The sequence below is a fragment of the Staphylococcus sp. HMSC059F04 genome (genome assembly GCF_001812565.1).
Lineage (GTDB): Bacteria > Bacillota > Bacilli > Staphylococcales > Staphylococcaceae > Staphylococcus > Staphylococcus lugdunensis.
In genome coordinates, this window is the sequence record NZ_KV809468.1 from 50,590 (window position 1) to 74,678 (window position 24,089).

The 24,089-nt window shown below is 32.2% G+C and carries 23 protein-coding genes, 2 tRNA genes and 1 pseudogene; 9 read left to right on the top strand and 17 right to left on the bottom strand.

The annotated features are described in order from the left end of the window. Positions 1-230, bottom strand: a 230-nt coding sequence (locus HMPREF2864_RS05155) for a DUF1433 domain-containing protein (protein ID WP_141745550.1), incomplete at its 3' end; no start/stop codon positions are given. A 26-nt stretch (positions 231-256) separates the two neighbouring features. On the opposite strand from HMPREF2864_RS05155, the gene HMPREF2864_RS05160 reads away from it, so the two are divergent. Next, entirely contained in the window at positions 257-751 is a 495-nt protein-coding gene (locus HMPREF2864_RS05160) for a hypothetical protein (RefSeq protein ID WP_060795313.1), read from the top strand. A 716-nt stretch (positions 752-1,467) separates the two neighbouring features. Here HMPREF2864_RS05160 and HMPREF2864_RS05170 read toward each other — a convergent pair. The 5 genes and pseudogenes from HMPREF2864_RS05170 to HMPREF2864_RS05190 all read right to left on the bottom strand — a co-directional run bounded on the left by HMPREF2864_RS05170 (position 1,468) and on the right by HMPREF2864_RS05190 (position 3,339). Continuing rightward, entirely contained in the window at positions 1,468-1,662 is a 195-nt protein-coding gene (locus HMPREF2864_RS05170; RefSeq protein WP_002459479.1) for a hypothetical protein, read from the bottom strand. A gap of 1 nt (position 1,663) precedes the next feature. Further along, positions 1,664-2,365 (bottom strand): annotated as a pseudogene (locus HMPREF2864_RS05175) (minor capsid protein); the annotation flags it as partial. A gap of 96 nt (positions 2,366-2,461) precedes the next feature. Next, a tRNA-Ser gene (locus HMPREF2864_RS05180) sits at positions 2,462-2,550 on the bottom strand. A gap of 1 nt (position 2,551) precedes the next feature. After that, positions 2,552-2,626, bottom strand: a tRNA-Asn gene (locus HMPREF2864_RS05185). 143 nt (positions 2,627-2,769) lie between these two features. Continuing rightward, the gene (locus HMPREF2864_RS05190) at positions 2,770-3,339 is read right to left on the bottom strand and encodes a competence protein ComK (RefSeq protein WP_002459481.1); all 570 of its coding nucleotides are present in this window, start codon (positions 3,337-3,339) and stop codon (positions 2,770-2,772) included. Between the two features lie 218 nt (positions 3,340-3,557). Here HMPREF2864_RS05190 and HMPREF2864_RS05195 point away from each other — a divergent pair, with 218 nt between their 5' ends. Then, on the top strand, positions 3,558-3,776 hold the full coding sequence (locus HMPREF2864_RS05195) for an IDEAL domain-containing protein (protein ID WP_002478404.1): 219 nt from the start codon (positions 3,558-3,560) through the stop codon (positions 3,774-3,776). A 75-nt stretch (positions 3,777-3,851) separates the two neighbouring features. On the opposite strand, the gene HMPREF2864_RS05200 is transcribed toward HMPREF2864_RS05195, so the two are convergent. Then, the gene (locus tag HMPREF2864_RS05200; protein WP_070544896.1) at positions 3,852-4,838 is read right to left on the bottom strand and encodes a lipoate--protein ligase; all 987 of its coding nucleotides are present in this window, start codon (positions 4,836-4,838) and stop codon (positions 3,852-3,854) included. 199 nt (positions 4,839-5,037) lie between these two features. On the opposite strand from HMPREF2864_RS05200, the gene HMPREF2864_RS05205 reads away from it, so the two are divergent. After that, positions 5,038-5,223: a YkvS family protein gene (locus HMPREF2864_RS05205; protein WP_002459484.1), complete on the top strand. Its 186-nt coding sequence runs from the start codon at positions 5,038-5,040 to the stop codon at positions 5,221-5,223. Between the two features lie 6 nt (positions 5,224-5,229). Next, on the top strand, positions 5,230-5,832 hold the full coding sequence (locus HMPREF2864_RS05210) for a CPBP family glutamic-type intramembrane protease (protein WP_002459485.1): 603 nt from the start codon (positions 5,230-5,232) through the stop codon (positions 5,830-5,832). Positions 5,833-5,934: 102 nt separating this feature from the next. Here HMPREF2864_RS05210 and HMPREF2864_RS05215 read toward each other — a convergent pair whose 3' ends face one another. The 7 genes from HMPREF2864_RS05215 to HMPREF2864_RS05245 form a co-directional block, all read right to left on the bottom strand. Further along, a complete protein-coding gene (locus tag HMPREF2864_RS05215) occupies positions 5,935-7,449 on the bottom strand; it encodes a bifunctional metallophosphatase/5'-nucleotidase (RefSeq protein WP_070544897.1) in 1,515 nt (504 codons plus the stop codon). A 227-nt stretch (positions 7,450-7,676) separates the two neighbouring features. Further along, positions 7,677-9,035 carry a TrkH family potassium uptake protein gene (locus tag HMPREF2864_RS05220; RefSeq protein WP_002459487.1) on the bottom strand — a complete coding sequence of 453 codons (1,359 nt, stop codon included), beginning with the start codon at positions 9,033-9,035 and terminating at the stop codon, positions 7,677-7,679. A gap of 16 nt (positions 9,036-9,051) precedes the next feature. Then, positions 9,052-11,028, bottom strand: a complete 1,977-nt coding sequence (locus HMPREF2864_RS05225) for a S1C family serine protease (protein ID WP_002459488.1) — start codon at positions 11,026-11,028, stop codon at positions 9,052-9,054. Between the two features lie 199 nt (positions 11,029-11,227). Further along, the gene (locus HMPREF2864_RS05230) at positions 11,228-12,025 is read right to left on the bottom strand and encodes a TerC family protein (RefSeq protein ID WP_070544898.1); all 798 of its coding nucleotides are present in this window, start codon (positions 12,023-12,025) and stop codon (positions 11,228-11,230) included. A gap of 307 nt (positions 12,026-12,332) precedes the next feature. Continuing rightward, positions 12,333-13,895, bottom strand: coding sequence for a peptide chain release factor 3 (locus HMPREF2864_RS05235; protein ID WP_002459490.1), 1,563 nt, complete (start codon positions 13,893-13,895; stop codon positions 12,333-12,335). Next, a complete protein-coding gene (locus tag HMPREF2864_RS05240) occupies positions 13,896-14,150 on the bottom strand; it encodes a YueH family protein (RefSeq protein WP_002459491.1) in 255 nt (84 codons plus the stop codon). Further along, positions 14,140-15,624 carry a UDP-N-acetylmuramoyl-L-alanyl-D-glutamate--L-lysine ligase gene (locus HMPREF2864_RS05245; RefSeq protein ID WP_070544899.1) on the bottom strand — a complete coding sequence of 495 codons (1,485 nt, stop codon included), beginning with the start codon at positions 15,622-15,624 and terminating at the stop codon, positions 14,140-14,142. Before HMPREF2864_RS05245 ends, HMPREF2864_RS05240 begins: the two co-directional genes overlap by 11 nt. A 408-nt stretch (positions 15,625-16,032) precedes the next feature. On the opposite strand from HMPREF2864_RS05245, the gene HMPREF2864_RS05250 reads away from it, so the two are divergent. Both HMPREF2864_RS05250 and ltaA read left to right on the top strand, forming a co-directional pair. Further along, positions 16,033-17,208, top strand: coding sequence for a diglucosyl diacylglycerol synthase (locus HMPREF2864_RS05250; protein WP_002478409.1), 1,176 nt, complete (start codon positions 16,033-16,035; stop codon positions 17,206-17,208). Beyond that, complete coding sequence (gene ltaA, locus HMPREF2864_RS05255) at positions 17,186-18,379, top strand: lipoteichoic acid biosynthesis MFS flippase LtaA (protein WP_070544900.1); 1,194 nt, start codon at positions 17,186-17,188, stop codon at positions 18,377-18,379. The genes HMPREF2864_RS05250 and ltaA overlap by 23 nt, the downstream gene beginning before the upstream one ends. 58 nt (positions 18,380-18,437) lie before the next feature. On the opposite strand, the gene HMPREF2864_RS05260 is transcribed toward ltaA, so the two are convergent. Then, positions 18,438-18,944, bottom strand: coding sequence for a YjcG family protein (locus tag HMPREF2864_RS05260; RefSeq protein ID WP_002459495.1), 507 nt, complete (start codon positions 18,942-18,944; stop codon positions 18,438-18,440). Positions 18,945-19,281: 337 nt separating this feature from the next. On the opposite strand from HMPREF2864_RS05260, the gene HMPREF2864_RS05265 reads away from it, so the two are divergent. Both HMPREF2864_RS05265 and HMPREF2864_RS05270 read left to right on the top strand, forming a co-directional pair. After that, the gene (locus HMPREF2864_RS05265) at positions 19,282-19,701 is read left to right on the top strand and encodes a MerR family transcriptional regulator (RefSeq protein WP_002478411.1); all 420 of its coding nucleotides are present in this window, start codon (positions 19,282-19,284) and stop codon (positions 19,699-19,701) included. Between the two features lie 3 nt (positions 19,702-19,704). After that, on the top strand, positions 19,705-20,442 hold the full coding sequence (locus HMPREF2864_RS05270) for an SDR family oxidoreductase (RefSeq protein ID WP_002459497.1): 738 nt from the start codon (positions 19,705-19,707) through the stop codon (positions 20,440-20,442). A gap of 311 nt (positions 20,443-20,753) precedes the next feature. Here HMPREF2864_RS05270 and HMPREF2864_RS05275 read toward each other — a convergent pair whose 3' ends face one another. Then, on the bottom strand, positions 20,754-21,494 hold the full coding sequence (locus tag HMPREF2864_RS05275; RefSeq protein WP_037543000.1) for an esterase family protein: 741 nt from the start codon (positions 21,492-21,494) through the stop codon (positions 20,754-20,756). A 220-nt stretch (positions 21,495-21,714) separates the two neighbouring features. On the opposite strand from HMPREF2864_RS05275, the gene cozEa reads away from it, so the two are divergent. Beyond that, complete coding sequence (gene cozEa / locus HMPREF2864_RS05280) at positions 21,715-22,800, top strand: lipoteichoic acid biosynthesis protein CozEa (protein ID WP_002459499.1); 1,086 nt, start codon at positions 21,715-21,717, stop codon at positions 22,798-22,800. Between the two features lie 318 nt (positions 22,801-23,118). On the opposite strand, the gene fabI is transcribed toward cozEa, so the two are convergent. After that, positions 23,119-23,889, bottom strand: coding sequence for an enoyl-ACP reductase FabI (gene fabI / locus HMPREF2864_RS05285; protein ID WP_002459500.1), 771 nt, complete (start codon positions 23,887-23,889; stop codon positions 23,119-23,121). Between the last annotated feature and the right edge of the window lie 200 nt (positions 23,890-24,089).

The window sequence follows — 24,089 nt, forward strand, 5'->3', positions numbered from 1 at the left end:
CCGCTAATATCATAGCCATCCATTGGATTTTTTTCTATTGCAGTAAAATGTATTGTCCTATATCCTTTAACATTATATTTCATAAAAAGTTCTATTCTTTCTTTTTGTTCATTATAATACTTTTGTTCTTTTTCTTTTTTTTCATCATATTTCGTTTTAAAATAGACGCTTCCTACGATCAATATTATACTAATTAATATAATAACTGTTAAAAATATTTTTTTATTCAAAAAATCAATCCCTTTGAGGTGAATTTATGACTGCTTTACATAATAAAGTTAACACATATTATCAACTTTCTGGTAATAGTTATAAATCAAATATTACAAATCGAAAAACAACTAAAATTAAAAATGATGATAGTGTTCTAAATTTTAAAATCCAAGCTTCGCGCATTGATAAAGCGAATGGATTTCAAGCGATGGCTCTATCGCCTATAGATAGTAACGGCAAAGTAGATAATGATACGGTTTACATGGTTTATGCGGGTACTGAACCTAAAGAACCTGCCGATATAGGGACGGATGTTAAACTTGGATTATCTGGAATCTTCGATGATCAAATTAAAACTAACCCCAAAGATGTCAAATTTTATGATGAATATCAAGATTTATCCAAAAAAACCATTCGTCATGAATTTCCCGATAATATGGTTAGTGGTTTAGTAGGTTTTTTAGGTCACGGTGGAGTTAAAAGTGGTGTAGTCGCGAAAGGGAAATTTAATATAATGACATATGTAGGGTGGCAATAGACATGAATTCAATTGCATTTATAATCCTACTTTTAATATCAATGTATAGTTCTGTTTATTTAACTAAATATTTAAAAGAAAAGAATAAAATTAATAATTTTTCATCCGAATTTATAGTAGTTACTATATTAGGTGGGGTTATTACTTTAATTTTGTTTCTGTTATACACTTTTATTTTCATATATTTGAAATGAGGATTATGTTATACTTATATTAGAGAGGGAAGCAAATCCCTCAATTGTTTAGTACTCAAAAGCTAGCTCAATTTGTAGAATGACCAAGTTTACTTTAATTGAGCATTTAATGCTTTTGGGTGCTTTTATTTTTTCTTCATTCACTCACCTCATATATATTATGTCTTTTGGCATAATTATTTTGAGACAAAAAAACACACCAATTAAGACACGATTAAAACGCTTGATTCAGTTCGTCTATAACTTATTTTTCTAGTTTATAAGATGTCTACGCATTATTTTCTGATTCTTCTGCGAAAAACTGTAACTTTAATTTCAACATGTTGGTCTTCTTAGTTTGCATATTTTACACCTCATATATTTACTCTTGATTAGTTTTAAGTCATGCATGGTTCGGACTTAACACTTGCACCTTTTAACGCCATAAGCATGGTTTGGGCATAAAAAATATCCTTTCGAAAAGGTTAAAAAATCGTATAAAAATAGCACCACTTTCTATTTATCTGTGTAGAAAGGATGCTATTATAACATTAATTTTATTTCTTTAATCTCTGATTCATCAATAGAGTAAAAACCTAAATCTGTTGCTAAATCCATGCAATAGTTTCCAGTATCACTTTCTAATGGATTTTCATAATCAATCACAAAACCTTTAAATTTTTCCTTGTTATTAAGTATGACAATAACATTTTTACGATATACATCTTTGATTAACATTTTAATTCTCCTTACTTATGAAAGGTACTATATGAGAACCTGTTTTTGAATAATGAACTTTGCCGAATGATGTCTCAATATATTTTCCTTCTACAAAAGCTTTTCCTATAATTTTTTCGAAATCAATAATTTCTTTACGACTAAAACCACCTTTATTAACTAGAATTTTTCCAGTTGTCGAGGATATTTTTAATAATCTATTTAACTCATTATTAGAAAGTATAGTGTAGCTAGGTAATTTCTCATTGTTTTTTAATGCAAACTTTTTATTCTCCAAATACAATTTATTATTTAAAGAATGCCTATTTTGTTTTTCCACATTTAATTCTACTTTTATTCTACCATCATTTATCATTTGTATCATTTCTTTTTTGGCTTTATCTTGTGATTTTTCATATTGACTAGTATGTTTTTCTTTATCTTCTACTTTATATTTACTTTTACTTTCTTTAAAGAATTGATCTCGCCAATTACCAACATTCGGAACAGTTGTACTTCTACACCATGGGTGCATAGGAGGTGCATTAATACCTGGAACCATATCTTTAACTTTAAAAACTTTACCATTTAATGAGTGACATATTTTAGATGTCTTATTATCTATTTTAGCTACATATTTGTACTCTCCATCTTCACCTAATTCTTTTAAATAAGTTAACTTTCGCGATTCTGATTGTACTCTTGCAGATTCAGTAATTAATAAACATTTAGATTAATCCACACCATTAAACTATATCTATATAAAAACCCCATTAAATCACGTGAATTAAACGTTGATTTAATGGGGTTAATGATATTACGGAAACGGAGGGATTCGAACCCTCGCGCCGCTCTCGCGACCTACACCCTTAGCAGGGGCGCCTCTTCAGCCAACTTGAGTACGTTTCCATGGCTCCACAGGTAGGACTCGAACCTACGACCGATCGGTTAACAGCCGATAGCTCTACCACTGAGCTACTGTGGATTAATGTATAGTATCTCCAATGAGCACAAATACTATTATAACAATAAACGTGATTTTTGCAATAGATATTCTTTAAAATTTATACGGAATATTTACACTAAATTAATATAAACATCCCGCATAATTTAAATTTAAACACACTGCTATTTATTATCTAATAGAGAATATTGGGAAAGTGCTTCGTAAATATTTAGTGAGGATTTTTCATAATCAATAGGCATATCGGGGTTATTTGAACGCATTTTAGATTGTTTATCTACCATGTAGTAATAAAAAATGGCATTTATATATTGATGCCACATACTATGAAATGACACATTTATGATAAGTGTTTCATGATTAGCAAAAATGACTTTACTTTTTCTGTGCTTTAAAGGCTTAATATCTACAATAAAATGCATATTAATCCATATGTTTTCTTCTTGTCTGTCAGAATGTGTTGGAAAAAAATAAGTTGGAAATAAGGGAGTGAGTAATATCGGAGGTTTGCTATTAATACGAGCGATTCTACTTGTTTCTGCTTTTTTGCTAAGATAATTATTTCCGTAAAACTTGCAAGATCTTTCTATAATTTTCTGCGTTTTAAATGGGCTTCTTTCTTTTGTGGTGTCAAATTTAATGATTTCTGTTCCTTGAGCATGTCCATAATCGTCGATAATGGGTCGTATGACCATATCTCCTTTACGTATAACATATATGGTTTTTTTGTCCATAGAGTAACCTTCCTTTCTTTCGATTAAAGTATTATATATTCTTTAAAACATATAACTGACTAATATTTTATATCATTTTTATTTAATGTCAAGTTATACCTTAAGAATATATTTACACCTTTTTCTCGAACAAATGTCAGAATATTCATTGATTTCGAAATTGAACAGATGTATACTAATTTTAAATAAATTAAATATGTAGAAAGGTCGTGTTTCTTATGCATTATAATACTAATGTGCAACACACAACTCTTGATCAATTTGTCACTACAGTTAACGACTTAGGCGTTGAACTTATTATTGATGAGGCGCTAAGAAAGGCTAGAAAGGATAAGTTAACCACCTTGATCGATAAGGCACTCATTGATAAAAACGAAACAGACTTTATGAATTACACAAACGAATACAAAAAATTGGAGGCGTTCCTAAATGACTAAATCCGGATCCTGGTATAAATCCTAAAAGGGCTATTCACTACTTAAACAAGTAAGCGAATAGCCCTTAATTAATGCTTAGGACATTAACTTAATTATTTCATCTTTATCAATATCTCCAAAATAATAATAAAAATCATAATCAGCTAAAGCCTCTTTGATGTGAGGATAATCATGTAAGCACCCAATTAATGCTTGTTCTAATTCTGTAATATTACTTTCTCCAAAGAAATCACCAAATATTTTAGCATGTTCGATTTTTCCTTTTTTAACATCTAGTTTTATTTGTATAAAACCACGCTCAAATTTATGTTCTCTTTCAAAATTATATTTAGGGTTTCTACCGTAATTCCATTCCCATGTTCTGTATTTTTCATTGCTTAATTGTTCTATTTTTTTCCAATCGTCATCAGTTAAATGATATTCTTCTACTTCATGTTCACCGAAAATCGTTTTTAAAATAATTTGTTTAAACTCTTCAATAGTAATTTTTTCTGTTAAAAACTCTTCAATATTGGCAACACGTTTACGTACGGATTTGATACCTTTAGATTTTATTTTTGCTGGGTTAACACGTAAAGCATTCTGCACTTCATCTAATTCACTATTCAACATTAATGTGCCATGACTAAACATTCGATCTTTGACTTTTACCATTGCATTCCCAGAAATTTTTGCGCTACCTACTTGAATGTCATTACGTCCTGTCATTTCAGCATTTACTCCTAATGACTGTAATGCTTGAACAATGGGCTCGGTAAATTTTTTGAAATTATGAAAACTATTTCCATCATCATCAGTTATAAAACTAAAGTTTAGATTTCCTGTATCATGATAAACAGCACCACCACCTGAAATACGACGTACCACGTCAATATGATGTTCATCAATGTATTCCTTGTTTACTTCTTCAATCGTATTTTGGTTCTTCCCAACTATGATTGATGGTCGATTCACGTAAAATAAGAAATAGCTTTCCTCTGAGGGTAATTGTTTTAAAACATATTCCTCCATGGCAAGATTAAGTGTTGGGTCAGTAATATTATTATTACTTATAAACTTCATTCTATCTCTCCTTAGTTCTCTTCTTTATGCCCTTATTTACTTTATGACTTAATTCCAATAAAATTTCCAATCATTAACTCATTTATGACATTTTTTTCATATTTTAGCTTTAAATATGCATTTATAAGAGAAATTTGTTTATTTGTAGTGTAATTTTTAGTAAAATAAAATTTAGCTATGATTTGAGGGAGGACTCAGAATGACTGTTGCTGAAGTAGGTAATATTGTAGAATTTTATGACGGTTTAAGAGGCCGTGTTGAAAAAATAAATGATAACTCTGTTATTGTTGATTTGACTATCATGGAAAATTTCAATGACTTAGATTTACCTGAAAAAACTGTAATTAATCATAAACGGTATAAAATCGTTGAACAAGAAGGTTAATTTTCAATGAAGAAGATATCTAATGCTTTAAAATGGTTTATTGCAAGCTTTATCGTATTTCACCTTATTTTACTTGTGATGTGGGGCGAACATCAAGAATATTGGTACCTATATACTGGTATTATGTTAATTGCTGGAATAAGCTATGTATTTTATCAGCGAGACATTAAGTCAAAAAGATTATTGACTTCAATTGGTGTTGGATTAATTACAGCCCTTTTACTCATTATTATTCAGTTAATATTCTCGTTTATTTCAAATGATTTAAGTTACACTGAATTAATTAAAGAATTAACGAAAACAGGTGTTCATTATAAATGGCAAATGCTAATTACTTTATTGTTTGTCATACCATGCCATGAATTATATATGCGAACTGTGCTGCAAAAGGAATTAAATGCATTTCATTTACCATATTGGTTACAAGTACTAATTACAGCATTATGTTCCAGTTCCTTGTTTATTTACTTAGATAATTGGTGGATTGTTGTTTTCATCTTTGTATGTCAACTTATTTTATCCCTCAGCTATCATTATACACGTCGCATTGCAACAACATCTGTTGCTCAGATTGTTGCAATTATTCTATTATTAATATTTCATGGTTAAAAAGCATTTCTTAGTCTATGCAGCTAAGAAATGCTTTTATTTTTTATTTTAAAACAAGTAATTGAATGCTACACTACGTTTATAATTAATGAAGCATCATTGTTAGGAGTTTACAATAAAATTATTTTTAATTTGAGGACGATAGTCATGGTTGTTTAATAGTTTTGTCATAATAAATGACATTGGATATTCAAAACTATCTCTGTTTACTATAACGTCACCAATGATAAACTGATAATTTCTAAAACAATAATCGGTCATAGTAACACGATAACTACCATTTAAATCAATTCCTTTAATAGTAACCCTTTGAAATGGCGGCTTTTTCATATTCACTTCATAATTAAATCCTTGCCATTGCGTGCATAACGTTTCATCTATCACAGTTTGTTTCAAATGGTCATCTTCAATTTCCAAATGTGCATAACTATATTCTAAGATATCTTTGATCTGTTGTCCTAACAGCGTTATATCAATAGGTTTGTCTGGATGAGGATATGCTTCATAAATATCTTTATTTTGTATCTGCTGTTTTAACCCTTGCTCTCCATTTCTAGGCACATTAACACAGGTGATATTATTGTTAAATGCATACCGCAAACTGTCATGCAGCAGTTGTGTAAAGTGATGTGAACCAGCTACCATATCTTCTAAGCTATTTACTTGTAAGGAGCACGAGGTTTCAGCAATGATTTCATTAGACCAATGTGTAACTGCTTTTCTATCATAATATGTTAACTTTAATAATGCTTCATCTTCATTATGTTGATTTAAATTTATAGCTTCAGCATCGACATGTTCTATTTCATAGCTATTCGTGCGTTTTTTAAACTGTATATTAATATGAACCAATTCTTCAGCGTTTTGTCCAGCTTGTACGTACACCGTTTCATTGTCTTTACCTATTACCGTTTGATGTTGATGCGCCGTAATAATTAAATCTATCACACCCATCTCACGTATTAATTTCTCAGCTTCATTTGCATTTTCACTATGACGACTATTTGTAGTTTGGCTTATTTTATCTAAACCACCATGATAAATTACAATTAAAAAATCAATTTTCTCAGTTTCATGAATATAACGAATCCAGCGTTTAGCAGATAGTAAGGTTTTCTCGATTTTTACATCTGGTTCCATTTCAGCGTATTCATTTTTCATTAATCCATCTGCGGTTAATCCTATAATACCAATTCTCACATCTTGATATTGTTTGATTACATAAGGCGTTGAAAAGTATGGCTCACGTGTCATGTTATATTCTATATTTGCGGATAACCATGGAAACCTTGCAAGTGATACTGAGCGTGTTAAAAAGGACAGACCAAACTTAAATTCATCTGAACTAATACCACTTGCATCATATTGCATCGCATTCATTAGTTTTATCATAGGATGTCGCTTATATGGAGCAACTACGGCATAGTAATAAGCTGGTAACGAGCCAGCTAAACTTCCTCCACTATCAAGTAACAAGACATGTTTATTACGTTTTCTAATATCTTTTACGTATTGCCCTGCTCTATATATATTTGAGCCATAATTTCCATTTAAGAATTGACTATGCATATCCGTAGTAGTAATGACGTCAACACTAATTCTCTCATTTTTCTCCATATTGCCATCCTCCTGTCACTTTAGTTTAACATCGATCATATTAAACAATCCATGTTAAACACGTTTCTGTATGTTTTTAAATTCTTCATCAACAGCTAGACATATTAAGAAATATTAAAAAAGGCGCGAGACAGAATTCAATATGAATTCGTAGTCTCGCCCCGACAAGATTGTGTAATTAATTATTAAACTATCGTTTTGCTTCTATTCCAACGTACAAGTGATAATTAACCAATTTGAATACGCTCTTTTGGATAATGATATTTATCTGGTTCTCTTCGACCGGCAATCATTATAATAAATGAAATCAAACCTACACGTCCTATAAACATGAGAACCATTAATACTATTTTAGTCACATTGCTAATATCATCAGTTACCCCTAGTGTTAACCCGCAAGTACCAAACGCAGACATCACTTCAAAAAACACTTGTAAGAAAGTTAATTTACCATTCTCAGCTGTAGCAATAACAATCATACTTACAAAGGTTAAAATACTTGCCATTATAAATACAGCAAATGATCGTTGTATATCCATAATATGCAATTCTCTATTGAAAACTTTAATAGATGTTTTTTCTTCATTATTACTAAAATTAAGTGCAAATAATATTAAGATAGCAAATGTAGTTGTTCGAATTCCACCACCTACAGAACTAGGAGATGAACCAATAAACATGAGTAAACTCATAATAATATTTGTAGCATCACTGAAGTTAGTCACATCTATCGTTTGTAATCCTGCACTTCTTGTAGTTGCTGACTGAAAGAATGAATAAAATAATTCCTGATGCCAACTAAGTCCTTTAAATGCATGATTATGTTCTAGTGCTAAAATTGCTATAATCCCAAAAAAGAATAAGAAGAAATAAGTTGATGTCGTTATTTTTGTAAATAATGAAAATCTGAAGTTAGTTATTCTATTTTTTATATATGCTTTTGTCTCTAATAGCACTGGGAATCCAATGGAACCTAAAATAATTAATACCATCACGATAGTTTGGACAAAGTAATCATTTGCATAAGGAATAAGAGATTCCCCTGTTATATCTAAGCCCCCATTTGTAGTAGCTGATATTGACACAAATAAACCTTGCATTAAAGCATTTTTTAAATCTGGATTATCTCTATAAAAATAAAATGCTAGTAATAATGCACCGACTAATTCAATAACAAATATGGTTTTTACAATATCAAGTATTAATTTAACTGTTCCACTCATCGTTTCCCTATTATTATCAAGCATAATGAGTTGACGTTCACGTATCCCTATACGTTTACCTAATACAACCCATAATAGGGTTCCAATAGCCATCACACCAATGCCACCAATATTAAGAATGATTAGAATGATGACTTGGCCAAATGTAGAATATGTATCTACAATATTAACTGGCGATAATCCAGTCACACTAATACCAGATACAGCTACAAATAAAGTATCTATTGGATTGACATTGACATTAGGTTTATGGACAAATGGTAAATTTAATAATAAAAATGCAATGACGATGGCTACTAAATAATACAGTACAATCCCCTGTTGAGGAGTGGTTTTCTTTAGTAACTGATTGAAGATAGACATCTACTTCACCTCAACACTATTTCAATTTAATTTTTACTTCTTTCAGCTCACCATCACGATAAATTTTTGCTGTAATCGTTTTTAAATCTTCTCTATGACTAAATATAATCTGTCTATATCTCAAATTATCTTCAATTAGCTTACCATCTAATTCTACTATGACATCATCTGTTTTTAAACCCGATTTTTCACCTAAAGAATCTGTATCGATTTGTTTAATCACAACACCATTTTTTACTTTGTCCGGTAATTTTATTGCTTTTCTTTCAGTATCATTTAAGTCGCCGACATTTTGTAAATCAATGCCTGTATTAGGATAAACAACTTTCCCTTTATCTTCTAGTTGTTTTGCAATTTTTTGAGCATCATTAATTGGAATGGCAAATGCCATACCTTCTACGTTATCCATGTTGATTTTTAAAGAGGCAATACCTATTAAGTCACCATTTTCATCCACAACAGCACCACCTGAATTCCCTGGGTTAACTGGTGCATCAACTTGAAATGCTTTCGATAAAACATCATATTTACCATCTTTATCTAAATCAGCTGGTACAAAACGATTCATACCAGAAATAATCCCCTTAGAAACTGAGCCTTTAAAATCAACGCCTAATGGGTTACCGACCACTAAAATGGATTGTCCGAGTATTAAATTACTAGAATCGCCAATGTCAATTGGTGTTAATGCATCATCTTTAGGTGCTTCAGCTTTGATAACAGCAATATCAGACCATTTATCTTTTCCTACAACTTTTCCTTGAATTGTTTGGTTATTGCCATATGTAAGTTTTTGTTTTTTTTCATTTCCTACTACATGTGCATTGGTCATAATATAAATGGCGCCGTCCACTTTTTTGTAGACGACACCTGAACCAATTTCACTTTCTGAGTCTTTAGTATCTTTGGGTAAGGTGCTGTTTTTAGGTGATTCACTTTCCACCGTAACTACTGATTTAACTGCGCTATTGGCACTTTTCATAGTAGCTGTATATTTCTTATCATGATTTCCAGAGTTGAGTAAACCACTTTGATTTGTTCCAGTGTTATTTACATTTCTAAATATTGCACTTAATAATAAAATTAATATAATTACTGCAACAACAATAACAACTTTAACCCAATGTTTTTTAAAGAATTTAGTGATGCTTTCTAAAATCTGTGCATTATTAATATTATCTTGTTTATTCTCTTTAGTTGCCTTATTGGGTTCTGTTTGTGTTTTTTTAGACTTTTCTTGATGTGTTTGCTTATGGTTCTTTTTAGCGCTTGTTATATTTGCTGCTTGTTGCTTTTGTTCATCCTTTGAATTTACTGTCTCTGTATCGTTTTTACGTTGTGTATTTTCTTTCTTTATTTGCTGGTGTGTGTATAAAGGTGGTTCTTCTTGATTGACTTTTTTTGTTGTTGACTGATTGAATTTACTATTATGTTTTTTATTCGTTTTCTTAGGTCTTGATTCCTGTTTCTCTAATGTATCTCGTTGCTGCTCTTTATTATCTTTACTATCATTTTGTAATTCTGTCTCTTTTGGTTTTTCTTTTGTTTCTGATGTTTTCTGTTGGATAGGTTCATCATTTTGATGATTATCTGCACGGTCAATCGCATTCTGTTGCTTTATTTTTTCGTCAGTTTTTTTAGCGTGATGTTCTACTGTATTTTTCTCATCATCAATACTATTTGTTTCTTTTCCAACTTGTTGTTTTATATGATTATTATCTTGAATACTAGTGTCTGGGGTATTTTCTTTTATATCTTGACTGTGTTGTTGATGGATTTCTTCTTGCGTTAATTTCTCAATACGTGCTTTTCTTAAATTATCTTTAACACGCTCTTCATTAACTTTAGATTGCTGCGCTTCTTTTTTTGCTTGTTTTAATTTTTCTTGTTGCTCTTGTTGAATTCGTGCTTCTCTTTCTTCATTATGGAAAAATTCGCGTCTTTTTCTTCGATACTGACTTCTAGGTATCACTTGTTTTTTACCCTTATCCAAAGATGACAACTCCTTACTTTTATTACTCTATTATTATGACACAATCAATATATAATTGCTTGATGATAACGAACATTTATAGCATTTTACTATATACTTCTATATTTTAAATCTTAATATGTCTAACTAAAATCTGCAATTTGTTATAGTTATAAAAAAACTCTGCCCATGAATGCTCCATGGACAAAGTTATCTATCTTTATTGTTGTTCACGTTTTTTATTATTGTGTACAGATGTTAACCAACCTACCAAAACTAAACCTATCATTACTACCCAGAATATAGTTTGCCATAAAGTTGAATGTGGGAAATCTTCTGGTAACACGGCAATGTCTTTATGTGCTAAAACAATCACAACTAACTTGATACCTACCCAACCTACAATAGCAAATGCTGCACCTTCTAAGCCAGGATATTTGTTAAGTAGCTCTACAAACCATGTTGCTGCAAAACGCATTAGAATAACACCAATCATGCCGCCAATAAACATCACCGAAAATTGACCTAAATCCATACCACCAAAATGAATTCCAACTTTTGGTAATGTTACAGCTATTGCCATTGCGGCTAACATAGAATCAATTGCAAATGCGATATCTGCAAATTCAACTTTTAATACAGTGTCCCAGAATTGTAATGGACTTAATTTCTTTTCAACCCCGTGTTCATCATAATGATGATCATCACCTTCAGGTTGAGGTTCATCTTTACTATGGAAGAAATTCCATAAATTTTTAATAGACATAAAAATTAAGTAAACAGCCCCTGCTGCTTGTATAAACCAAAAGTTCGCAATAATACTAATTAAGAATAATGCAATAAATCTAAATATAAAAGCACCTAATAATCCATAAAACAAGGCTTTCTTTCTTTGTTCTGGTGGTAAATGTCTTACCATTACCGCCATTACGACTGCATTATCTGCGGCAAGTAAGCCTTCCAAAAATACAAGAACGAGTATAACCCATAAATAAGGCAAAATTAAGCTCGGATCCAAAGCGGACAACTCCTTTGTTCATGATATACAAATAAAGAGACCCATGCTAAATTATTAGCAAAGGTCTCACTAAGCGATGACGCTCACTTTACCGGAAGTCATCCTTCGTAGTGACGATAAAGTGTTAATGCAGACATTTTATTAATAAATGCAGCGAAGTGCCTGTCCACATCTCAAGTTACTCCCCTCTGACATCAGTCATAGGTATTCATTTGTTACCAATATTATACATATATTGATAACTTAGTACAATATATTGCCTACAAATTGTGTGGCTAATTTATAAGTAACTTGAAGATTCATATAATTACAACAAGCTATAAAGTTTTATTTCTGGGAATTTCTCCTCAAACCAACGTGTTGCAAACTCATTTTCAAAAAGGAATACAAGTTGGTCATATCTATCTTTAACTAGAATAGAACGTGATGTATTCATCTTATCTTTAATATCATCTTCGTTTTCAATCCATCTAGCAATTTTTCTACCTACAGGTTCCATGATAACATCGACGTTATATTCGTTCTTCATGCGGTGTTCAAATACTTCAAATTGCAACTGGCCTACTGCACCTAGAATAATTTGATTGGTGTGTAATGTTTTATAGTATTGAATTGCACCTTCTTGTACTAATTGTTCTATACCTTTATGAAAATGCTTTTGTTTCATAACGTTTTTGGCAGATACTTTCATAAATATTTCCGGGGTAAATTGGGGTAAATCTTGAAAACTATATTTTTGTTTACCGCCAACCAGTGTATCACCAATTTGATAGTTCCCCGTATCATATAAACCTATAATATCACCAGCAACTGCGTGATTGACCGTTTCTTTATCGTCTGCCATAAATGAAGTAGAACGTGTGATTTTTTGCTTTTTAAGTGTACGCTGTAACGTTACATCCATACCTCGCTCAAATGCACCACTTACTACACGCATAAAGGCAATTCTATCTCTATGTTTTGGATCCATATTGGCTTGAATTTTAAATATAAATCCTGAAAAATCAGCATCAAATGGACTTACTTCTATATCTTCTTTTGTTTGTCTTGCATGAGGCATTGGCGCAAAATCAACATAAGCATTTAAGAAATTTTGCACTCCAAAATTTGCTAATGCTGACCCAAAGAATACAGGTGTTAAATCGCCACTTAATAAGGCCTCATCATCAAATTGCTCTCCAGCTTCATCAACGAGCATCATTTCTTCAATTGCTTGGCTAAATGCACTATCATTCTGGATTGCATGCGCTTCTTGCAGTTCAAAATCATCGTTTAGATGTAATATATTTTCTTCATCTCTAAATGGCTCAATTGTTTTTGTTTTGCGATCAATAATGCCAAAGAAGTTTTGTCCCATACCGATAGGCCAATTCATTGGATATGTATCAATATTCAATGTTTCTTCAATTTCATCTAATAATTCAAATGGTTCTTTACCAACTCTATCTAACTTATTGATAAATGTAAAAATCGGAATACCTCTCATTTTACAAACTTTAAATAACTTCAATGTCTGTGGTTCGATTCCTTTAGCACAGTCGATAACCATGACAGCACTATCAACAGCCATTAAAGTACGATACGTATCTTCTGAAAAGTCTTCATGCCCTGGTGTATCAAGAATATTGATTTTATAATTATCGTAATCAAATTGCATAACTGAACTTGTAACTGAAATACCACGTTCTTGCTCAACTTTCATCCAGTCACTTGTAGCAAATTTACCACTCTTTTTACCTTTAACAGTACCTGCTTCACGAATCGCACCGCTAAAGTATAATAGTTTTTCTGTTAACGTTGTTTTACCAGCATCTGGGTGAGAAATGATGGCAAACGTCTTTCTTGACTCTACTTCATCTTTTAAACTCATTTATAAATCTCCTTTTAAATTATCCGCAATCCAACCAGTTAATTTAGAAGCAATTGTACTTGCATCTTGTTCATTATTAAAAGTAAATAATTGCATCATTAATTCATCGTTAATTTTATTTATATGTGTAGCTAAAGATATTTCGAAAGACCAGAAAACATCTGGAATAGCTATCAACAAATGATTTGTTTCTTTATTCTTATATAGATAAACATTAACCGTTTCATGATGAATAATCAGTTGTTTAACGATCAACGGGGCCACCGCCAAATTTCTTATAGGCAGCTTCTAAGCCTATCAAATCATCCCTATGCGGAACTTTAACATGTCCTGGCATAATTTGATAAGGTTCTCTTCCTTTAGATGCTAATACAACTGTATCCCCCGGTTCGGCAACTTCAATTGCATGTCTAATGCCTTCTGCGCGATCTTCAAATTCAACATAGTTATCGTGCGTGGCCCCTTTAGCTAATTCTGAAGTTAGCATTTTAGGATCATCATTAGCTGGGTTATCTGGTGTAAAGATAACATAATCTGCTCGACAAGCTACTGTTCCCATTTCTGGCGTTTTAGTTAAATCACGTTCACCCGCCATACCTACTAAGAAAATCAGTTTTCGTTTTACGAATGGTTTAACAGCATCTATTAATTTGTTCATTCCATCTGCTGTATGTGCGTAATCAATAATCAAATCTATAGGTAAATTCGGATCAAGTACTTCAAGTCGTCCTTCGACCGGTTCAAGCGTTTTCACTGCTTCGACAATAGTTTCAAAAGGTATTCCTTTACTCCACACAGCAATCATTGCTGCCATTAAGTTTGAAATATTGAATTTACCAACATATGGTGATTGTACATTATAGTTACCAAATGGTGTGTCAAGTTCAAATGTTACTCCTTGTAATGATTCATTAATATGAATTGCTTTAAATTGCGCATCGTTATCAATACCGTATGTAAAAATTTCGTATGGGGTTACTGACGCTAAATATTCAGAAAAAGCATCATCGTTGTTTAAAACTACGTACTTTTCTTTAGATAAATCTTCTCCTAATTGACTAAAGAGTAATGATTTAGCATGTCCATATGCTTCCATAGTGCCATGAAAATCTAAGTGATCTTGTGTTAAATTTGAAAATATAGCAACATCAAATTCAACACCTCTAAGTCGACCTAAAGCTAAACCATGACTTGACACTTCCATTGTCATCGCTTCTGCACCAGCATCCACGGCTTCTTTAATCTTTTTAGTTAATGACACTGTCTCAGGCGTAGTATTCGCCCCTTTTGTCTTTTGCTCATTAATTTGGAAACCATTTGTTCCTAAATAAGCACTATTTTTATGTAACTTACGATAAATCAAATGAATCATGGTAGCAATTGAAGTTTTACCATTTGTTCCAGTAACACCATACGTCGTTAATTGATGGCTCGGAAAATCAAATAAGGTATGCGCAAACAAACTTGCCACTCTGAGTGTCTCACTAACAATAATTTGAGTTACATCGCCTTCGACTTCTTGCTTACTTTTCACAACAATAATTTGACATCCTTGGTTAATGACATCTTGACAAAATTTGTGGCTGTCTACCGTATAACCTTTTGATGCTACAAAAATACTTCCTGATTTAGCTGTACGTGAATCCGTTGTAATATCCGTTACGTGTCTATCTAAAGTTCCAATTACTTGTTTTACTCTAATTTTTTCAAATAATGTGCTCGCATTCAAAACGTATCGCTCCTTTTTTACAATACTTTTTTTACAATACTTTCATTATACACGTTTTAAAGATGATGATAAATTTATTCTTATCTTTTTCAATCAAAACATTTACATCCGATTTAATTAGTCAAAAAATTAATTAGGGCTTAACTTTATTAATTTAGGGTAAAAATTTTAAAAATTTACTATAAATTGTATTATGACAATACATTTCATTAAAATCGTGCTACCATGGTAATATACAAAGATATAGTCAATTAATATAGTAAGGACTTAATTATTTAACATTTTTATATTAATAAAGTACTATTAAGTGATTAGTAACATTAAGACAACGACGACTATCAAAGATGAATGAATGTGTTATAATGCTTAGATATAATTGAAACTGAAACTAACGGAGGGTGGCTATTTATGGTTACTCAAACTAAAAAGATATTGATTATTACTGGGTCCTTTGGTAACGGACACTTACAAGTAACAGAAAGTATCGTTAACCAATTCAATGAAATGAATTTGGATCATCTCAGTGTTATTGAACATGACTTATTTATGGAAGCTCATCCAATTTTGACTTCTATCTGTAAAAAGTGGTATATCAATAGCTTTAAATATTTTCGCAATATGTACAAAAACTTTTACTATAGTCGCCCTGAAGAGATAGATAAATGTTTTTACAAATATTATGGCTTAAATAAATTAATAAACTTGCTGTTGAAAGAAAAGCCTGACTTGATCCTCTTGACTTTTCCAACACCAGTCATGTCTGTTTTAACGGAACAGTTTAATATGAACATACCTATCGCAACTGTAATGACAGATTATCGTATGCAAAAAAACTGGATCACACCGCATTCACAGCGTTATTATGTAGCTACTGAAGATACCAAAGCTGATTTTATGAGTGTAGGCATCCCAGCATCTCATATTAAGGTTACAGGCATTCCAATATCAGATAAATTCGAAGCTCCGATTGATAAAGATGCTTGGTTAAGAAAGCATAAATTAGACCCAGAAAAACCAACGATTTTAATGTCTGCAGGGGCATTCGGAGTGTCTAAAGGTTTCGACCAATTGATTAAAGCTATATTAGATAAGAGTCCGCACGCACAAATTGTGATGATTTGCGGCAAAAACAAAGGTTTAAAACAATCATTAGCCTTTGAATTCAAAGAACAAGAAAATGTATTAATTCTAGGATTTACTAAAAATATGAATGAATGGATGGCATCAAGTCAACTTATGATTACAAAACCAGGCGGCATCACAATATCCGAAGCGCTAACAAGAACGCTTCCTATGGTCTTTTTAAACCCTGCACCTGGACAAGAGTTAGAAAATGCGCGTTATTTTGAAAACAAAGGTTTTGGTAGAATTGCAGATACACCTGAAGATGCAATTAACTGTGTATCTGAATTAACGCATGATGTACAAGCTTTACAAGCAATGTCACAACGCATGAAAAAAACAAAAGTAGATTATTCTACATATAAATTATGTACTGATTTATTATCTTTAATCAATCATTCATCACAATATCAAGAAGTTTACGGAAGGGTTCCATTGTATGCAAGATTCTTTGTCAAATAGTCATACAAATAGTAAGAAAAGCTTTGTCATCATGCTAATTATTTTATTTTTAATGGAATTCGCACGTGGTATGTATACACTTAGTTATATTAACTATTTGCCAACTGTCACATCGATTTCCGTGGCTGTAACATCTGCAGCTTTATCCATACATTTTATTGCAGATGCATCTACCAATTTCGTTATAGGTTTTCTACTAAAAAAATGGGGAGCAAAGCTTGTGCTAACAGCAGGCTTTTTCCTCGCTTTTATTAGTTTATTTTTAGTGATTTGGGTTCCAGCAAACCCTATTATCATTATCTTATCAGCGATTATGCTCGGTATCGCTGTTAGCCCAATCTGGGTTATCATGTTATCAAGTGTAGAGGAAAATAAACGTGGCAAACAAATGGGTTATGTTTATTTTGCATGGCTCTCTGGGTTGCTCGTTGGTTGGGCGTTTATGAATGTGCTTGTTAAATTGCACCCTACTCGCTTTGCCTTTATGATGTCTTTAGTTGTCATTGTTGCATGGGTTATGTATTACTTTGTTAATATTCAATTAACTAATTACAATACTAAGCCAGTTAAAGAACAAATCGGTCAAATTATTAACGTTATGAAACGACATCTTGTGTTGTTTCCTGGTATTTTACTCCAAGGTGCAGCAGTTTCAGCACTCGTTCCTATTTTACCGACGTATGCGACAAAAGTTGTCAAAGTAACAACCATAGAATATACCGTTGCTATTGTAATTGGTGGATTGGCCTGTGCCTTTTCTATGCTGTTCTTATCTAAAATGATTGACAATAATAGCCGTAACTTTATGTATAGCATTATCATTTTTGGCTTTGTACTATACACAGTATTTATTTTCTGGCTGTCATTAGTCACAAACATTATGATTGTGTGGTTAATTGCGTTATTTATTGGCCTTATGTATGGTTTATTACTCCCTGCTTGGAATACGTTTATGGCAGGACAAATTAATCCCGAAGAGCAAGAAGAAACATGGGGCGTTTTTAATAGTGTGCAAGGTTTTGGTTCGATGATAGGTCCACTATTTGGCGGTCTTATCACTCAATTCACAAACAGTTTGAATAATGCATTTTACTTTTCAGCTATAGTATTCCTATTTCTAGCATTTTTCTATGGCACGTTTTTCGTTAAATCAAATAAACATACGCATTAAAAAAGATACTGTATGATGACTAGACTGTGCATCATACAGTATCTTTTATTCATATTGTTTAAAATTGAAATGTATCAATAACATTCCACTTATCTTCTTGATTGTCATATTCTAAGAGTGATAATTCTTCAATAACTTCTTTATGGTCTACCCCTGCTAATTTAACTTGTCCATAAATATCTTCAAACTCTTGGCTTGATAAACCTTGAGCGATAGTAAAGTGTGGGACAAATGCATGTTCAGCTATACCATAAAAAGCATCTGTATTAAATTGTTTAAATAATTTTTCTAATTCATCTGTTTTCGCAACTTTAAAGTAGATAACATTATTAGTTGGCTTAAAACTTGATGCTTTTGTCACATGTACATCAATAGGTGCAATATCACTAATTCTAGCTTTAATATCTTGTTTAACTGAATCTAATTCCGTTTCATTAATATGAAATTGCGCCTTGATTGTGATATGAGGTTTAATTTGAGCGTAATGAGTATCATAACGTTTACGGTATGCGTTCACCTCATCTTGAAATGATTTTGATGGAATCAATGCTAATCCTAAAATCATTGTTACCCCTCCTTTGTTTTACATAGCTCTATTATATCAAAATCACATGAAAACCGTTACTTAAAAATAAATAATTAATTATTTTTGGCTAATAATATTATTAAGTCTGGGACATAATTATATTTTGAGCTTTGATCTCTGTATTGGCAGTAGTTAACTGTATTAAAAATACGATTATATCAAGCTTTTTCACCTTAGTCACTCTTGCCGCTGAGCGAGACAGAATTCATAATGATTTCGTAGTCCCTCTACCACCTTTATAATTTCATTATACTTAAAGCTTGACTTAGAGTTACTCTAAGGGTTTATGGTTAAGATATGTTGGAAAGGAGATTCAATGAAGACAATCAAAGAAGTATCTAATGAGACTGGACTTTCACCACACACTATACGTTTTTACGAAAAAGAAGGTTTAATTAATATACCTAGAAATAAGCAAGGTATTCGTATTTTTAATGAAATAACTATGGATACGCTTATGGCGATTGCACATTATCGAAATGTTGGTATGTCATTACAAGATATCAAACAAATTATGAAAGAATTTCACAATCATCAATTATCAACTCAACTTTTGAATAACACTTTAACTAAATTGGATACACAAATTAATGAACTTATATCTACTCGTGAATATCTAGTCAAAAAGATACAAATCCATCAACATTTAGCAGAACTACAAAAAAATGGTTATACAGAAAAAGCACGCTATGAGGCTTATGTAGCCCTAAGGAAAGATGAAAAAGGAGACGATTAACATATGTCAAAAGTAATTGTAATCACAGGAGCAAGTAGTGGTATAGGAGAAGCAACTGCCAAAATGTTAGCTAAAGCTGGTAATATTTTAGTAATTGCTGCGCGACGTAAGGAACGTTTGGTTCAATTAGTTAATGATATTAGAAATGATGGTGGTCAAGCCATCTATGTTACTGCAGATGTATCAAAACTAGAAGAAAGTAAAAAAGTAGCTCAAGTGACATTAGAAAACTATAAAAAAATTGATGTATGGATTAATAATGCAGGACTAATGCCATTGTCTGAATTTTCAAAAGGTTTGGTTGAAGAATGGGATCAAATGATTGATGTTAACTTAAAAGGAACTTTATATGGTATAGATGCTGCCTTACCTACTATGCGTAAGCAACAATCAGGTCATATTATCAATATTGCTTCATTATCTGCACACCAATCTGGCGCAACAACAGGTGTATATTCAGCTACTAAGTTTGGTGTATGGGCAGCAAGTGAAGCATTACGACAAGAGGAAGCAAGCGTACAATCAAATATACGTGTAACTGTTATTTCACCTGGAGCTGTACAAACTGAATTACCACAACAGGGTAGTGATCAAGAAATTAAAGACAATCTTAAAGACTTCTACTCAAATCTAGCTATTCCACCTGAACAAGTTGCACGTACGATTCAATTTGCAATTGATACACCTGTGGAAACTTCAATTAATGAAATCATCATCCGTCCGACGGCACAAGCTTTATAAAACTTTAAAAATAAGCTTAAATGCACAATAAAAATTATTTCATTATATGAATTATTTTTATTGGCATGAATCTAGCTATTTAGAGCTTAAAACATAATTACGTTTTAAGCTCTAAACTATATATGAATAGACTGTATTAAAAATACGATTATATCAAGCTTTTCCACCTTAGTCACTCTTGCCGCGGAGCGGGACAGAATTCATAATAAATTCGTAGTCCCGCTGCCTTTCTTGTAACAAACTGCTTTTGATCAACAATCGTGTTGCCTATGATACGCCCCATTGGCAATCTATGCATATTATAAATCTTCTTATTCTTCGACCTTTAAGAAATATTTCAAAATATCCTCTAACATTGGTTTCCAGGATTTCCAATTATGTCCGCCATCAAATTCCACATATTCGTGTGACATACCATAACGCTTTATTAGTGCCGACAATTCTCGATTTGGTGTTAGAAAATTGGCTGGCGCTCCTGTCGTTGGTAACTTGAAATCTTCCTCTTCCAATCCAATTGCTTGCCATAACGTCAACTGATCACGTTGTTGACATGCTTCAAAGCGTGCTCTAATTGAGTCATCATACATCGGACTTAACATGGCAACTTGACTAAATATTGTCGGATAAGTAAGCCCAATCATTAATGCAATACTTCCGGCTAAGCTATCTCCTATTAATAATCGCGCGTTACCCACTTTATATGTTGGGAATGTTTGATCTATAAACGGTAACAACTCTTTACCTACAGCTTGAATCGTCTGTGAACTGCGTTGACCTTGTGGATGAAACTCAGCACGTCGCTTATCTACATCTTCATAGTTAAATCCTACGATTATGGCTGGATGGATTTGTTCATTTTGTCTTAAGCGTTCATAGTCTCTTTGAATACGACCAAATCTAAGAAAATCGAGCCCATCAAAGCAAATGATTACTTGGTATTTTGATAAATTAGTATATGTTTCGGGTAAATATATAGATAACGTAATATCTCTTTGTAATATATCACTATGTAAAATATGTTTATTAATTTTACCTGGCTTAAAATCTAACATTTGGACTGGCCCCCTAGTTATCGTATTCATATTGTAACAAGAGATTTTCACTTTTAAAATAAGATTTGAAAAATACAGTAATGATAAGTTCATTTAAAAAATATCTTGACTTCAACTTGAATTGTTTATTTGTGTTTATATTTAAAATAACTTTTGTCGTTACAAGTTTTGATATATACTTAAATATATTGAATGATGAAATTTAGGAGGACTTAAGCATATGCTTAATAAAGTGTGGTTTAGAACGGGTGTCGCATTATTAATTCTGTTCTTACTGATAAAATTAATTATGGAGGTACATAGCGTATTCACACCAATTGCTACCATCATTGGTTCAGTGTTTCTTCCATTTATACTAAGTGGTTTTCTATTTTATATTTGTTTACCATTTCAAACATTATTGGAAAAATTTGGCTTCCCTAGATGGGCAAGTATTACGACAATTTTTATTGCTTTGATTGCAATTGTTGCAGTTGTTGTTGCATTTATCGCACCTATCATCATTTCAAATGTTAATAGCTTAATTCATGCTATTCCAACTATTCAAAATGACGTTGAAAGAATTATTAATTTCTCACTAAAACAAATGGATAAATTACCTAGTGATGTGACTACTCGTATTAATAATACTGTGAAGTCTTTAGGAGATGGCGTATCTGATGTATTAGCCAACTCTTTAAGTTATATTACTTCATTTATTTCTACTATCTTCTTGTTGGTTATGGTACCGTTCTTCTTAATTTATATGTTAAAAGATCATGAAAAGTTTATTCCAGCTGTGGCTAAATTTTTCAAAGGAGAGCGTAAAGTTTTTGCTGTAGGTTTATTACAGGATTTAAACTTTACATTAAAATCATATATCCAAGGACAGGTTACCGTTAGTGTTATCCTAGGAATCATCTTATATATCGGTTATACAATTATCGGATTACCATACACACCTTTACTCGTATTATTTGCTGGTGTTGCTAACTTAATTCCTTTCTTAGGCCCATGGTTATCATTCGCACCAGCTGGCATTTTAGGAATTATCGATAGCCCTACAACATTTATCTGGGTTTGTATAGTCACATTAATTGCACAACAACTTGAAGGTAATGTCATTACACCAAATGTAATGGGTAAATCGTTAAGCATTCACCCATTAACAATTATCGTCGTTATTTTAGCAGCTGGCGATTTAGGTGGATTTACACTCATACTTATCGCAGTTCCATTATACGCAGTGTTGAAAACAGTCGCGAGCAACATCTTTAAGTACCGCACTCGTATTATGGATAAAGCCAATAGTGACGTTAAAGATTAATAAGAGCAGTGTAATGTTTTCTAACTAAAGAAGAAACTGGACCATCATTCCTAGAAAAATAGCCAGTAAATGGGTTGTATTTAAACTCATTTACTGGCTTATTTAAAACATTTTATATTGTTGGTTTGCTTTCTTAGGAAACAGCTTTCTTTTGCTACCCCAACTCGCTTTGTTTGTTGGCTTTCATTTCAAACATCTCTTTGTTGAGGCCCACCCCAACTTCCTGTGCTTGTGGAATTTCTTATCGAAATTCTTTTTGTTGGGGCCCGTGTCTTACCATATATTTATGGTATGCAAACGGTGTTCAATAAAATATCATTATTTAATCGCGTGGAATCCACTATCTACATGAATATTTTCACCTGTCACACCACTAGATAAGTCACTAAGTAAATATGCTGCTGTCTTACCGACTTCTTCTTGATCTACATTACGACGTAAAGGTGCGCGTTCCTCAATCTCTTTCAAAATTGTATTGAAACCACCTACGCCTTTAGCACTAAGTGTGCGAATTGGGCCAGCAGAAATCGCATTTACACGGATGTTATCTTGCCCAAGGTCTAGCGCTAAATACTTAACATTCGCTTCTAAACTTGCTTTAGCTACACCCATCACATTATAATTTTGAACGGCAAATTCGCCACCAAGATATGTTGTTGCCACAATACTACCGCCATGAGGCATAATTTTTTTAGCTTCATGCGCTACAAGTGTTAATGAATATGAACTGATATCTTGAGCTAATAAGAAACCTTCACGTGATGTTTCAGAGAAGCGACCACGTAAATCTTCGATATTTGCAAAGGCAATTGAATGATAAACGCCATCAATATTGCCTACTTCTTCACCAATTTTAGCAAAACCATTAATAACATCTTCGTCTTTTTGCACATCAATTTGATACAATTTTGGATCATTTTGATTTAATTGTTCCAATAATTTTTCTAATTCTTTACGGCTGCGTTCTTTACGGTATGTAAATACCAACTTTGCGCCTAACTTATCTAATACTTTAGCTACGCCAAACCCAATACTGCGTTTATTTGCAATACCCATAATGACAAACGTTTTATTTTCAAGATTTAACATTTAAACTATCTCCTTGTTTCGTTTTTTATATACATAACTCTCTCTTCTATGCATCATACAACATTTTAACACTATTTCTAGTGTCTAATAAAGTGTTTTAATGCCCTCGGTACTTGTGGTGTAACATGTATGTTCCTGAGCCTGAGACATCATTATGTTTTAAGCTGAAACTAAATATTGGCAGTAGTTGACTGGATTGA